The 12,645-nt window shown below is 70.3% G+C and carries 15 protein-coding genes; 10 read left to right on the plus strand and 5 right to left on the minus strand.

Going from position 1 to position 12,645, the window contains the following annotated elements; all coding sequences use genetic code 11:
* Positions 1–64: 64 nt before the first annotated feature.
* Together ACQBAU_RS09465 and ACQBAU_RS09470 are read left to right on the plus strand one after the other, a co-directional pair.
* Positions 65–223, plus strand: a complete 159-nt coding sequence (locus ACQBAU_RS09465; RefSeq protein ID WP_465259522.1) for a hypothetical protein — start codon at positions 65–67, stop codon at positions 221–223.
* Positions 220–873 carry a class I SAM-dependent methyltransferase gene (locus ACQBAU_RS09470; protein ID WP_434551329.1) on the plus strand — a complete coding sequence of 218 codons (654 nt, stop codon included), beginning with the start codon at positions 220–222 and terminating at the stop codon, positions 871–873. Before ACQBAU_RS09465 ends, ACQBAU_RS09470 begins: the two co-directional genes overlap by 4 nt.
* Positions 874–912: 39 nt before the next feature.
* Here the strand turns inward: ACQBAU_RS09470 and ACQBAU_RS09475 are convergent, their stop codons facing one another.
* The 5 genes from ACQBAU_RS09475 to ACQBAU_RS09495 are packed head-to-tail and all read right to left on the minus strand — an operon-like array spanning position 913 to position 3,957.
* Positions 913–1,608, minus strand: coding sequence for an aspartate/glutamate racemase family protein (locus ACQBAU_RS09475; protein WP_434551328.1), 696 nt, complete (start codon positions 1,606–1,608; stop codon positions 913–915).
* 30 nt (positions 1,609–1,638) lie between these two features.
* Complete coding sequence (locus ACQBAU_RS09480) at positions 1,639–1,965, minus strand: DsrE family protein (protein WP_434551327.1); 327 nt, start codon at positions 1,963–1,965, stop codon at positions 1,639–1,641.
* Positions 1,966–1,997: 32 nt separating this feature from the next.
* On the minus strand, positions 1,998–2,981 hold the full coding sequence (locus tag ACQBAU_RS09485) for a M56 family metallopeptidase (protein WP_465256643.1): 984 nt from the start codon (positions 2,979–2,981) through the stop codon (positions 1,998–2,000).
* Entirely contained in the window at positions 2,978–3,304 is a 327-nt protein-coding gene (locus tag ACQBAU_RS09490; RefSeq protein ID WP_465259504.1) for a BlaI/MecI/CopY family transcriptional regulator, read from the minus strand. Before ACQBAU_RS09490 ends, ACQBAU_RS09485 begins: the two co-directional genes overlap by 4 nt.
* Positions 3,305–3,363: 59 nt before the next feature.
* On the minus strand, positions 3,364–3,957 hold the full coding sequence (locus ACQBAU_RS09495) for a hypothetical protein (RefSeq protein WP_434551324.1): 594 nt from the start codon (positions 3,955–3,957) through the stop codon (positions 3,364–3,366).
* Between the two features lie 152 nt (positions 3,958–4,109).
* Between ACQBAU_RS09495 and ACQBAU_RS09500 the strand changes: the two genes are divergently transcribed.
* From ACQBAU_RS09500 to lnt, 8 genes are all read left to right on the plus strand, one after another.
* The gene (locus ACQBAU_RS09500; RefSeq protein WP_465256644.1) at positions 4,110–4,802 is read left to right on the plus strand and encodes a DsbA family protein; all 693 of its coding nucleotides are present in this window, start codon (positions 4,110–4,112) and stop codon (positions 4,800–4,802) included.
* 6 nt (positions 4,803–4,808) lie between these two features.
* The gene (locus ACQBAU_RS09505) at positions 4,809–5,678 is read left to right on the plus strand and encodes a cytochrome c biogenesis CcdA family protein (protein ID WP_434551322.1); all 870 of its coding nucleotides are present in this window, start codon (positions 4,809–4,811) and stop codon (positions 5,676–5,678) included.
* The gene (locus ACQBAU_RS09510; protein ID WP_434551321.1) at positions 5,675–6,919 is read left to right on the plus strand and encodes a hypothetical protein; all 1,245 of its coding nucleotides are present in this window, start codon (positions 5,675–5,677) and stop codon (positions 6,917–6,919) included. Before ACQBAU_RS09505 ends, ACQBAU_RS09510 begins: the two co-directional genes overlap by 4 nt.
* 71 nt (positions 6,920–6,990) lie before the next feature.
* Positions 6,991–8,400 (plus strand): MBL fold metallo-hydrolase, encoded by a 1,410-nt coding sequence (locus ACQBAU_RS09515; protein ID WP_434551320.1) that lies wholly within the window; start codon positions 6,991–6,993, stop codon positions 8,398–8,400.
* A gap of 100 nt (positions 8,401–8,500) precedes the next feature.
* Positions 8,501–9,100: a rhodanese-like domain-containing protein gene (locus ACQBAU_RS09520; RefSeq protein ID WP_112266844.1), complete on the plus strand. Its 600-nt coding sequence runs from the start codon at positions 8,501–8,503 to the stop codon at positions 9,098–9,100.
* Positions 9,101–9,221: 121 nt separating this feature from the next.
* On the plus strand, positions 9,222–10,115 hold the full coding sequence (locus ACQBAU_RS09525; RefSeq protein ID WP_434551319.1) for a sulfite exporter TauE/SafE family protein: 894 nt from the start codon (positions 9,222–9,224) through the stop codon (positions 10,113–10,115).
* A gap of 54 nt (positions 10,116–10,169) precedes the next feature.
* Positions 10,170–10,535: a thioredoxin gene (gene trxA / locus ACQBAU_RS09530; RefSeq protein ID WP_036542724.1), complete on the plus strand. Its 366-nt coding sequence runs from the start codon at positions 10,170–10,172 to the stop codon at positions 10,533–10,535.
* A 96-nt stretch (positions 10,536–10,631) separates the two neighbouring features.
* The gene (lnt, locus tag ACQBAU_RS09535) at positions 10,632–12,590 is read left to right on the plus strand and encodes an apolipoprotein N-acyltransferase (RefSeq protein WP_465259343.1); all 1,959 of its coding nucleotides are present in this window, start codon (positions 10,632–10,634) and stop codon (positions 12,588–12,590) included.
* Positions 12,591–12,645: the final 55 nt, after the last annotated feature.

Here is a 12,645-nt window from a genome sequence, read left to right on the forward strand (position 1 = left end):
GAGCGATCCTCTCGACCAACCGACAGACAGCCCTCGAAGGAAGAAGCAATCCATGTGCCGAGCTGTGACCTGTAAGACCTGCGGCAAGACCACCTGGGCCGGCTGCGGCCAGCACATCGCCGAGGTCAAGCGCACCGTGCCGGCGGGCCAGTGGTGCCCCGGACACGACAAGGAGAAGGCGCCCGCGACGGGCGGGTTCTTCGCCCGCCTGTTCGGACGATGACAGGCGCCACGCGCCACGACTCGCCCTCTCAGAATCCTCAGGAGTTCTGGGAGGGCCGCTACCGGGACGCCGAGCGCGTGTGGTCGGGCCGCCCGAACCCTGGCCTGGTCAACGCTGTGCAGCACTTGGCTCCGGGGAAAGCGCTGGATCTGGGGTGCGGGGAGGGCGCCGACGCGATCTGGCTCGCCACCCAGGGCTGGATCGTCACCGGCGTGGACATCTCCGCCACCGCGACCGCGCGCGCACGCCGCGAGGCTCAGCGTCAACAGGCCAGCGCGGCCACCCGGTTCGTCACCGCCGACCTGGCACGGTGGGAGCCGGACGACGGCCCCTACGATCTGGTGACCGCCAGCTTCCTGCACTCGCCTGTCCCGCTCCCGCGCATCGCGATCCTGCAACGCGCAGCCGCCACGGTGCGCGCCGGCGGTCACCTCGTGGTCCTCTCCCACGCCGCACCCCCACCCTGGGTCGACGCGGCGGATCATCCCGCGCACAGCTTTTCCAGCCCGGCACGACAGTTCGTGGAGCTGAACCTCAACGAGCACGACTGGCTCGTCCTGAGCATCCAGACGCACACCCGACACGCCACCGCCCCCTCCGGCGAGGCCGCCGAGCTGACCGACGGGGTACTTCTCCTCCAACGCCGGTGACCGGCTCGTCCCGGCGCGGCGGACCCGCTGTGGGGCGGCTTAGCCGCGGGACATCGCGGTCTGGACGATGGCTTCGACGTGCAGCGTGGTCGAGTCCAGCAGCGGCAGTCCCGGCACGTCGTCGGGGCCGACCAACAGGATGATCTCGGTGCATCCGAGCACAATCGCCTCGGCCCCGGCCGCGTGGAGGTCTGTCATGACCCGGATGTAGGTCTCCCGAGACTCTGGCCGGAACACGTGCCTGGTCAGCTCGTCGAAGATGATCTGATCGACCGTGGCCCGGTCGACGGGCTCCGGGGTCAGCACAGTGAAGCCCGCGTCCTCGAGTCTTCCCCGGTAGAAGTCCTGTTCCATCGTCGGCGCGGTGCCGAGCAGTCCCAGCCGGGTCACCCCGAGATCGGCCGCCGCGGTCGCGACCACATCGGCGATGTGCAGGAACGGGACGGTGATCGCCGCCTCGATGACGGACGCGACCCGGTGCATGGTGTTGCTCCCGCAGGCGATGAAGTCCGCTCCCGCCCGCTGCAGGCCCCGGGCTTTGCCTGCCAGATACTGTCCGGCCTCATCCCAGGCTTCGGCGCGCACGCATCGTTCGATGACGCCGAAGTTCACGCTGGACAGCACCAGCTCGGCTCGCTCGTGCCCGCCACGCAGCTCGTTCACGCGGTCGTTGATCCGGCGGTAGTCCACCGTCGCGACGCTGCTCATCCCGTGCAGCAACCCGATGGTCCTCATCGGCGCTCCATCTGCCACCTTCTGGTCCGGTCAGATGCGGATGTAGGCGGCGCCGGCCAGTTGCGCATGGACGATCGCGGTGACCGCGGAGGGGACCGTGCCGACCTCGGGTCGCAGCTCGCCGGGGTCGATGCCGCGCCGTCCGAGCCCGACGCTGCACGCGGCCACCTCGGTGTGCTCGGGCACCTGCACGGCATCGGTGCCGGTCAGGCCGGCCAGTGCCGGGCCGTTGACGATCACCCGCACCCGCACTCCCAGGCCGGCGGCGTGGAGTCCGGCGGCGGCGTCCAGCGCCCGTTGCACGTCGGCGGGGTCGTCGGCCACGTGCAGGATCACCTCACGAGGATTCTCATCCATTGCTTGGTTGTTCTCTCTTGTTCTGGCCGGGGTCAGGTGGCGCAGCCGGTGAGGGCGGCCGAGACGTAGGGCAGGTGGACGGCGGCGGCAAGGGCGGCCATGCCGACCAGATATGCGGCGATCGCGACGGCGGGCAGGGCGCCCGCCAGCCCGGCGCTGGGGTGGACGAGGTGGCGGATGCGTTCGGGACCGGCGGCGTGGAGGGCGACCGGGCAGGAGTGCTGCGGCATGGCGGGGTGGGTGCGTTCGCCGAGCTTGACCAGGGCGCTGACCAGCGCCGGGGTTCCTGCGTGACGGCGGGCCTGGTCGTCCGCGGCGATCTCCAGGTAGTGCGGCAGCGCGTCGGCGGCAGCGCGGATCAGTGGCACCCACCGAAGGTAGGCGGCGATGCTGTCCACCAGCGCGGTGATGAGGTGGTGGCGTTGGTGCAGGTGGGCGTGCTCGTGGGCCAGCACGGCGGCCAGCTCGCCCGGCTCCAGCGCGCGCACCGCGCCGGTGGAGAGCACGATCCCGCCGTGACGGGCCGGGAAGGTGAGCGCGAACGGGTGCTCGGCGTCGACCAGTGCCACCTCGTGTCCATGCAGGAGCTGCCGCCGCGCGCCGTGCAGCAGCGTGCGGGCGGCGTGCCGGGAACGGGAGCTACGCCGGGACATCTGGCGGGCAAGACCTGCTCCCAGGGCAAGGGCCAGCGCCACCGGCAGGGCGAGCAGCAGCACCGCGGGGACCAGGGTGTCGGTGGTGTCGGCGGCGAACGGGTTCGCGGCGCTCAGGCACCGTTGGCAGACCTCGGCCGCGCGTTCGGGCAGCAGCGCGGGGCCGGCTCCGGCCCAGGCCAGCACGGGGCCGATCGCCAGCAGCGTGACCAGCCAGACCCCGATGCCGCCGGCGACGACCACGATCGCCAGGCGCGGGACCCGCACCAGAGCGGGGGCCGCGTGCCGCAGCAGGGCCGGCCCGAGCATTGCCAGCGCCACCAGTCCGGTGCACAGAGCCATCGTGAGGATGCCCGCGGTCACGGCATGTCTCCCCGGTCGCGGCGTTCCAGGTAGTCGCGTAGCAGGTCCAGGTCGTTCTCGGGCATCGAGTCCACGAACTGCAGGATCGAGGCGGCCCGGTCGCGGCTGGCCTCTAGCACTTGCTCCATCAGCCCCGCGGCGTGCTCGTGCCTGCTGAGTTTGGCGCTGTACCGGGTGGACCGGTTCTGCCTCGTGATGGTCACCAGTCGCTTGCGGTCCAGGTTGGTGAGCACGGTCGCGATGGTGGTGTAGGCGGGATCGGAGGGCAGGTGCTCGATCACTTCGCGCACAGTGGCCGGGCCGTGGTCCCACAGCACGTCCATCACCTGCGCTTCCAACGCCCCTAGGCGCAGCAGATCACCCGAGCGCTCACCGCCTACGTTCATGACGCGACCGCCACTGGCTCGGGGCGGACCGGGCACGCGACCTGCCCGCGTAGTCGCCACACCAGGGCGACGCCGGTCAGGATCAGCGCGCCGAGCGCGAGGAACGGCTGCACGGGGGTGAACCAGGTGATCGCTCCCGAGTACCCCAGCGCCAGCAAGGCGAGCTTGTTGCACACCGGGCACCCCACCGCGAACCACGCCAGGATGCCGCCGGCCATCCCCATCCGGCTGCTGCGCCGCGCCTGCGCCTCATCGGCCGCGTCGGTGGCGGTGCTGCCGTCCTCGCTGACCACGTTCGCCTGCTGCTCGTATGCGGCGGCGCGGTACGGGCGGACATAGGTGGCGACCAGCATGCCCGACAGCACCGAGGTGACCAGCCACACCGGATAGTTCCACCACACCGGCGGGATGTCTCGACCGAACACCGGGTTGGGGATCAGCACCGTCGCCACCCCGATCACCACCGCGACGACCGCCGAGGCGGCGATCGCGGCCAGCACCTGCCGGCCCGTCCACCCTCGAAGCGCCTGGACCGCCAACCGGAAGCTTTCGCCGATGCCCTGGCGGGATCGAGTCGTGGGAGAGGTCATGGAACCCATTCTGACATGACTCGACTACCACGCATAGTCGACTATCTGAGATAGTAGAGGTCGGTGCCCGCGACAGTAACAGGAGAATCCCTATGCCCACCGAGACCACGAACCGCCCGAAACCGTCGAACCGTTCGAGGTCGTCATGGGTCGTGCCGGTCGCCGTGTTGACGCTGGCTGCTGTCCTGATCGCCGTGATCGTGGCGGTGAACTGGGGTGGCACGACGGCCGAGGAGGGGGGCTCGCCGTCGGATAGCGGCGCGCCGACGGAGGTGCAGAACCCCGAGCAACCGGACCTGTCTGCGGCCGAGACCAGGGACGAGGCGGATTTGCTCGCTGCCGGGCCCGTGGATGCGCCGGTGGTGCTGGTGGTGTTCTCGGACTATCAGTGCCCGTTCTGCGCTCGGTGGAGCGAGCAGACGCTGCCGTCGATGATGGAGCACGTCGACGCCGGGGAGCTGCGGATCGAGTGGCGCGACATCAACGTGTTCGGTCCCGCGTCCGAGCGCGCAGCGCGGGCCTCGTACGCCGCCGCCCTCCAGGGGGCGCTCTGGGAGTACCACGACGCCCTGTTCGAGGACGGGGAGCGCAGGTCCGAGAGCGAGCTGAGCGAGGAAGCCCTGATCGCCTTGGCGGGCGAACTCGGTTTGGACACCGAGCAGTTCACCGCCGACCTGGGCTCGGAGGAGACGGCGCAGGTGATCGCCGCCAACCAGCAGTTCGGGTTCGACCTCGGCGCCACCTCCACCCCGATCTTCATCCTGGGCGGACAGCCGATCGTCGGGGCGCAGCCCACCGAGGTGTTCCAGGAGGCGTTCCAGACCGCGCTCGACGCGGCGGAGTGAGGCGGCGTGGACATCGGACTGCTCGCCGCGTTCGCCGGCGGCACGCTCGCGCTGCTGAGCCCGTGCGCGGCGCTGCTGATGCCGGCGTTCTTCGCCTCCACGATCGGCACCGGCCCCCGGCTGCTGCTGCACGGAGCCGTGTTCTACGTCGGCCTGCTGACCGTCCTGGTCCCTGTGGGAGTCGGAGCCGGCGCCCTGGGGACGCTGTTCGTGACCCACCGGCAGGCGATCGTGCTCATCGCCTCGCTGGTCCTGGTCGTCCTCGGCGCGGCACAGGCGCTCGGGTTCGGGTTCGACCCTGCCCGGCTGCTACCGGCCGGGGCCGACCTGCACGCGCAAGCGGCGTCCAAGACCGGACTCGTCAAGACGGTGCTGCTGGGCGCTGCCAGTGGCATCGCGGGATTCTGCGCCGGCCCGATCCTAGGCGCCGTGCTCACCCTGGCCGCCGCCCGCGGCGACACCCTCGCCGCCGGCGTCATGCTCGCCGTGTACGGCGCGGGCATGGTGCTGCCGCTGCTGCTGATCGCCGCGCTCTGGCAGCGCCTGGGCGCCCGTGGACGCCGATTCCTGCGCGGGCGATCGTTCACCGTGCTGGGCCGGGAGCTGCACACCACCTCGGTGGTCACCGGGCTGCTGATCGTGGGCGTCGGGGTGCTGTTCTGGACCACCAACGGCCTGGTCGGCGCTCCCGAACTGGTTCCGCTCGACGCCCAGGCCTGGCTCCAAGAGAACACCGCGATCCTGGCGAACCCGATCCTGGACATCCTCGCCGTCGTCCTCATCGCCGGGATCGCACTCTTGCTCTGGGCCAGACGCCGCCGTACCCACGCTCGCGCTGACGCCCAGGCGGGCGAGCACCGCGCGGAACAGTCATGAAGCCGCGCCGGCGACGCTCCAGCCTTGCCCTCGCCGCCGTGGCCGCGCTGCTGGTGACCGGCTGCGGGGCATCCGAGCCCGAGCCCGTAAGAGACCCCTACTCGGTCGATGGGTCGCTACCCGTGGTGGACACCTCGGGCATGCGGCTGCCGACGCCGTTCGAGGAGCTGGAGGTCGTGGACCCCGGGTGGGACATCACTCCGCAGTACGCGGACGGGGTGTATCTGGCCGCCGGTGAACGCGACGGTGTGCTGGAGTTCACCGCCGTGGACGTCCACGGGGACGTGCTGTGGGCCGCGCAACGTCCAGCGAGCTGCACCGGGTTCGTCGTGACCACCGACGCGCACGGCCGAGCCCTCGCGATCCTGGGCGACCTCCAGACCACGGCCGACGCCCTGGCCGCGACGACTGCCACCGCCTACGACCTGACGACCGGGGAACGGGTCTGGGGTCCGGTCGAGGTGCCCGGCCCCTACCAAGGCCCCGGCCTGGTCTTCGCCGCACCTCCCGAAGGCTTCATGGGCGAGACCGGCCCACGCGTCGCGCTCGACCCCACCACCGGAGACGTCGCGGCCGACGAGTCGAGCCCCGAAGGTATCCGCATCATCGGCGAGTACCACGGCATCGTGCTGCTCACCCACGAGGACGCTCTGATCGCGCGCGACACGGCCGACGATCAGGAGCTCTGGCGCGTCCCCCTCGCCGAGCACGGCTGGACGGCGGCGTCCATCAGCGCGTCCCTGCGCCCTGCACCGGGAGACGGGCTCGCGCTCGTCGCCACCTCCGAGACCACCGGCGCGCTCCTCGACCTGGATCAGGGCAGCATCGTGAGCAGCACCGCACGCGACGCCGCCGTAGACCCCACCACGGGGACCCTCGTCACCCTGGACGACACCGGCCTGCACGGCTATGACGCCGACGACCGACCGCTGTGGTCCCTGCCTGTTGCCGCCGAGACCACCATCGCGGCGATCGGCGGCGTCTTCCTCTATCTGCGAGAGGACGGGGCGATCCGGGTCCACAACGTCCTCACCGGTGATGTCGCCCAAGCCTACGAACCCGACGGCCAAGGACCGATCATCGTGCCCACCCACATCACCATCAACGGCGCTGCACTCCTCCTCCAGGAACGACGGCACCTGGTGGCGACGATCGCTGAGTCCCCTCTGAACGAGTCCTCTCCGACGGCCAGCCACGCGGGCATGTCGATCGTGGGCGCTCGGGTCGCACACTCGACTTGAAATACCCCAGGGGGTATGAGACGGTAAAAATACCCCCAGGGGTATCAATGGCATCGACGGAAGGATGAACAGTGCTTCTCGAACGCATCTACGACGAGGACCTGGCGCAGGCCGGGTACTTCATCGGCTGCCAGGCCAAGGGCGAGGCGGTGGTGATCGACGCGCGCCGCGACATCGCGGACTACCTGGCGCTCGCGGCCAAGCACGGCATGCGGATCGTCGCAGTGACCGAGACCCACATCCACGCTGACTACCTGTCCGGGACGCGCGAGCTGGCTGCGGCGGTCGGCGCCGAGGTCTACGTCTCCGGCGAGGGCGGCGCGGACTGGCAGTACGGTTTCGACGCCCGGCGTCTGTACGACGGCGACACGATCACGATCGGCAACATCACGATCCAGGCCCGGCACACGCCTGGTCACACTCCTGAGCACCTGGTGTTCCTGGTCACCGATGGTGCCTTCGCCAGCGAGCCCGGCTACCTCATCTCCGGCGACTTCGTGTTCGCCGGGGACCTGGGCCGCCCCGACCTGCTGGACGAGGCCGCGGGTGGGGTCGACACGCGCTTCGAGGGCGCGCGGCAACTGTTCAGCAGCTTGCGTGAGGTGTTCCTGACCTTGCCGGATCATGTCCAGGTCCACCCGGGGCACGGCTCCGGCAGTGCGTGCGGCAAGGCGCTCGGAGCGCTGCCCTCGACCACGGTCGGCTACGAGCGCGCCCACGCGTGGTGGAGTCGCCACCTGGCTGCCGACGACGAGCAGGGGTTCATCGAGGAGCTGCTCGACGGGCAGCCCGACGCGCACGCCTACTTCGCGAGGATGAAGAAGCAGAACCGCGAGGGTCCCGCCGTGCTGGGCGAGCGCGGCCCGGTGCCAGAGCTGGCCGTAGCGGAGGTGGCGCGGCGGCTGGAGGCCGACGAGATCACCTTCGTCGACACCCGCCCGCCGGCGCAGGCCCATCAGGGCACCGTTGCCGGCTCGCTCAACATCCCCGACGGCCCCAAGACCGCCACCTACGCCGCCTGGGCCTACGATCCCGAGACCGACTCGCGTCCGCTGGTGCTGCTGGCCGAGGACCAGCCCGCCGCCCAGGCGATCGCGGATCGGCTGCTGCGGGTCGGCATCGACCAGACCGCCGGCTACGTCACCACCATCGACGGGCTTCCTCGGTTCGTCCCGCCCCTCATCGAGCCGGCCGAGCTGGCAGGTTTCGATGCCGCGCTGCTGCTGGACGTGCGCCAGCGCGGCGAGTACGCCGCCGGGCACATCCCCGGCGCCACACAGCTCAGCGCCGCGCGCGTGCTCTGGCACCAAGACGAGCTGCCGCGCTCCGGCACGATCGTGACCTACTGCCAGTCCGGGATGCGGAACACCGTCGCCGCCAGCGCCCTACGACGCGCCGGGCACGACGTCGTAGAACTCGACGGCAGCTACAACGCCTGGCGCGCATGGCAGGAGACCACCAGCGAGACCGCGCTGGCCTGACGCACAGCAGACCGCTCGCATCCTCCGACGTGCGGTCGGCCCCAGCCCCTTCCGTTCGCATCTCCGCTCCCCGCGGCCAGACCTGACGAGGAACCACCCCATGACCAATCCCTCCGCTGAACTCCGAACGATCACCGCCGAGGAGCTCGCCCAGTGGCGTCAGCTTCACGACGACCTCACGATCATCGACGTGCGGTCCCCGGCCGAGTTCGAGACCCTCCATATCCACGGCTCGTACAACGTCCCGCTGCCGCTGCTGACCGAACATGCCTCGGAGCTGGCAGAGCGGCTCGGGCACCGCGCGGTGCTGGTGTGCCAGTCCGGCAACCGCGCCACCCAGGCCCAGCAGCATCTCGCTGCCGCCGGCGTGCGGACGGCCAACGTGCTCACCGGCGGCGTGCCCGCCTTCGAGGCCGCTGGCGGCCAGGTGGTCCGCGGCGCAGCTCGCTGGGACATCGAGCGCCAGGTGCGGTTCACGGCCGGGCTGATCGTCCTGGTGAGCCTGCTCGTGGCCGAGTTCCTGTGGCCGGAGTCCCGATTCATCGCGTTCGCGCTCAGCGCCGGGCTCGTCGTCGCGGCGCTCACCGGCTCCTGCCTGATGGGCCGCATCCTCTCCCGCATGCCCTGGAACAAGGTCACGGCCAGCCCCACCGCACGGAGCGCGATCGCATCCATCCCGGTCGCGACCCAGGAACTGTGATGCCCTGGCGTGCTCCGACGTTCCGACGGCGTTCAACCGCAACGACCCCGCATCTTGGACCGGCATCGGCACGGTCGGCGTCACGACCCGCAGCACCAACCACGATGCCCGGTGAGCACGAGTGAGCGGCACCCTGATCCTCACCCTCGTGCTCGCCGTGAGCGTCGGGCTCGCGCTAGGGACGCTCGGCGGTGGCGGGTCGATCCTGACCGTCCCGCTGCTCACCTACATCGCGGGCATGCCCCCGAAAGAGGCCATCGCGGCCTCGCTGCTGATCGTCGGCGTGACCTCGCTGTCCAGCCTCGTCGTGCACGCCCGGCACCGTCGAGTCCGATGGCGCACCGGGCTCATCTTCGGAGCCGCTGGCATGGTGGGCGCCTTCGCCGGAGGACTCATCGGAGGCCAGCTCCCCGGTGCCGTGCTGATGGTGGCCTTCGCGATCATGATGATCGCCACCGCGATCGCGATGGTCACCAGAAAGCCCAGGCGCCACACCGACCAACCCACGGCCGATGCCGGGACCGAGCGCGCCCACTCGCTGCCGATGCTGCGGACCATGCTCGAAGGCATCGTCGTCGGCCTCATCACCGGGATCGTCGGCGCCGGCGGCGGCTTCCTCATCGTCCCCGCCCTCGTGCTGCTGGGCGGCCTCAGCATGCCGGTGGCCGTGGGCACCTCACTGCTGGTGATCGCGATGAAGTCCTTCGCCGGACTCGCCGGCTACCTGACCACGGTGACCCTCGACTGGCCCCTGGTGGCCGCGGTCACTGCGATGGCCGTGCTCGGAGCGCTCCTCGGTGCGCGCCTGTCAGGACGCATACCAGCCGACGTCCTCCAGAAGGTCTTCGGCGTCTTCGTCCTGCTCACCGGAACGCTCGTGCTCGTGATCGAACTGCCGCCGGCCTGGGCGATCGCCGCCGGAGGCCTCGGACTCATCACGGTGGTCCTCGTCCTCGTCTGCCGGCTGACCGCTCTCAACTGTCCCTTCGGCCTAGCCCGGCCGACCCCGGGCTGAACCACTTCACCTCACAACACACCGTCGCCGACCAGACTCCGGAGCCCCACCCTCATGACAACCATCGACCTCACCGAAGACGCATTCTCAGCCGCCATCACCGACCATCCCATCGTGCTGGTCGACTTCTGGGCCGCCTGGTGCGGACCATGCCGCAGCTTCGCCCCCGTCTTCGAGGCCGCGTCCACCGAGCATCCCGACATCCTGTTCGCCAAGGTCGACACCGAGGCCCAGGCATCCCTGGCCGCCGCCGCACAGATCACCTCCATCCCCACGCTGATGGGCTTCAAAGACGGCGTCCTGGTCTACTCCCAGCCCGGAGCGCTCCCGGCCAAAGCGCTCCACGACCTGATCGGCAAAATCCGCGACCTCGACATGGACCACGTGCGCGCGCAAATGCAGGCGTCCGACCCTCGCTAGAACAGGGAGCGCATCATTTCCGGGCTCAGAGTCGAGACATCGGCCGACACGCGGACGCGGGCGTCCGAGACTGCGCCCTTGCCGCTATGGGCCGCGATGCCAGTCGCCGGCGTGGCCGGGCTCGCGATGGATGCGGCGTTCCCCGCACTCGGGTGGTGGCCGCTGGCGTTCGTCTCGGTGACGTTGTCCCTGGTCACTCTCATCGGGCGACGGTCCTGGGGGGCGCTGCTGGTCGGGACAGTCTTCGGCGCAGCGTTCTGGTTTCCTCACGTGTCCTGGTCGGCGCAGTTTCTCGGGGAGCATCCGCTGAGCTGGGTCCCGTGGGTGGCCCTGGCTGGCGCGCTGACGATCTACACGGCTGTGCTGACGGTGCCGATCGCCCTCGCCTACCGATGGCTGCCGCGCCGGCGCAACGCCTTCGCGATGCGGCTGCTGGCGCTGCCGCTGCTGGTAGCGGGAGCCTGGACGATCCGCGAACTCATCATGGGCTCCTGGCCCTACGGCGGATTCCCGTGGGGACGGGTGGCGATGAGCCAATCGGAAAGCCCGATCGCTCCGGTCGCGTCATGGGTCGGCGTCTCCGGCCTGGGCTCCCTGATGGTCGCCGTGTGCGCCGCCGCGATCGAAGCAGTCCGTTGGATCGTGCGCGCGCAACCGGCACGCGGTAACGCCACCGAGCACCCGAGAACACCTCTCGCCTCGTGGGCGGCGTCGATCCCCGTGCTCGGTCTCGCAGCGGTGATGGTCCTGGTGCCGCAGTTCCCGACCAGTCACGCGGGCACCATCCGGGTGGGCGCTGTGCAGGGCAACGGCCCCGCCGCGTACGTCGATGAGCACGAACCGGGCGCGGTCCTGGAATCTCAGCTCGCCGCTTCCGCCCCTCTCGAAGACGAACAGGTCGACATCGTGCTCTGGCCCGAGGGCGGCGTCGACAGTGATCCCCTCGCCGACGAGGCCACCGCTCACGCGCTCGACGATGCAGCCGCCCGATACGACGCCCCGATCCTGCTCAACGCCGCCGCGGCAGACGGCCACCTCGTCTACAACACTTCCTTCCTCTGGACCTCGAGCGGGCCGACGGCCGCGCACGCCAAACGCCATCCCGTCCCCTTCGGCGAGTACGTGCCCGACCGGCGGTTCTACGGCGCGCTCGTGCCCAGCCTGGTAGACCTCCTAGAACGCGAGTACGCCGCCGGCGTCGACACACCCGCCATCGAGGTCGACGGCGTAGAGGTGGGACTGGCGATCTGCTTCGACGTGGCCTTCGATGACGTCATTCACGAAGGCGCGCACAGCGGTGCCCAGGTGCTCATGTTCCAGACGAACAACGCCGACTTTCGCGACACCGATGAAAACCTGCAACAGCTTGCGTTCGCGCGCATGCGCGCCATCGAGACCGGCCGCAGCGTCGTCAACCTCTCCACCACCGGGATGAGCGACCGGCTGCCCGACATCCCCGGCCTGGCCGAACGATGGGGGAGTATGGTCCTGCACTGCCCGTACTGCCACGGCTGGGAGGTCCGCGACAAGCGCCTCGCCGTCCTGGCGGCCAGTCCGATGGCCTTGCACCAGGTCCAACTGGTCCGGCAGTGGAGTGACCGGATCACCCTCCTCGCCGGCGGCTCCGACCCGTTGGAGCCCGACGTCGAGCAACGGCTGCTGTCTCGTGGGATCGACATCGTGACCGAGCCGGTGGTGGAGGTGCTGGGCGACGGGGCCACCATGACCGGGGTCCGGTTGGCCGATGGCCGGGTCGTCGGGGTCGACGCGATCTTCACCCAGGGTCAACCGGCGTTCCACGACGACTTCCTGGCCCACCTCGACCCGGCCCGGACCGAGAGCCCGATGGGTGCCGGGCTGGCCGTCGACGAGATGTACAAGACGTCGATCCATCGGGTCTGGGCAGCGGGCAACGTCGTCAACGCCGGCGCGACCGTACCGGTCTCGAGTGCGGCCGGCTCCATGGCCGGCGGCATCGTCAACATGGTGCTGGTGGCCGAGGAGTTCGACCGGGCCGTGGCCGCCGACGTGGCGAACGCCGTACCCGCCGGCTGACCCCGCAGGGTGCCTGGCGACCCTTGACGCCCATGCCACACCGCCCTAGGTTTGC

Origin of the sequence: Carbonicoccus niuqiaonis (assembly GCF_050157065.1) — a bacterium.
Taxonomy (GTDB): domain Bacteria; phylum Actinomycetota; class Actinomycetes; order Propionibacteriales; family Propionibacteriaceae; genus Avipropionibacterium.

Coding starts and splice junctions, on each gene's coding strand:
- ACQBAU_RS09470 (WP_434551329.1), top strand. CDS start 220: ATGACAGGCGCCACGCGCCACGACTCGCCCTCTCAGAATCCTCAGGAG.
- ACQBAU_RS09475 (WP_434551328.1), bottom strand. CDS start 1,608: ATGAGGACCATCGGGTTGCTGCACGGGATGAGCAGCGTCGCGACGGTG.
- ACQBAU_RS09480 (WP_434551327.1), bottom strand. CDS start 1,965: ATGGATGAGAATCCTCGTGAGGTGATCCTGCACGTGGCCGACGACCCC.
- ACQBAU_RS09490 (WP_465259504.1), bottom strand. CDS start 3,304: ATGGACGTGCTGTGGGACCACGGCCCGGCCACTGTGCGCGAAGTGATC.
- ACQBAU_RS09495 (WP_434551324.1), bottom strand. CDS start 3,957: ATGACCTCTCCCACGACTCGATCCCGCCAGGGCATCGGCGAAAGCTTC.
- ACQBAU_RS09510 (WP_434551321.1), top strand. CDS start 5,675: ATGAAGCCGCGCCGGCGACGCTCCAGCCTTGCCCTCGCCGCCGTGGCC.
- ACQBAU_RS09520 (WP_112266844.1), top strand. CDS start 8,501: ATGACCAATCCCTCCGCTGAACTCCGAACGATCACCGCCGAGGAGCTC.
- trxA (WP_036542724.1), top strand. CDS start 10,170: ATGACAACCATCGACCTCACCGAAGACGCATTCTCAGCCGCCATCACC.
- lnt (WP_465259343.1), top strand. CDS start 10,632: ATGCCAGTCGCCGGCGTGGCCGGGCTCGCGATGGATGCGGCGTTCCCC.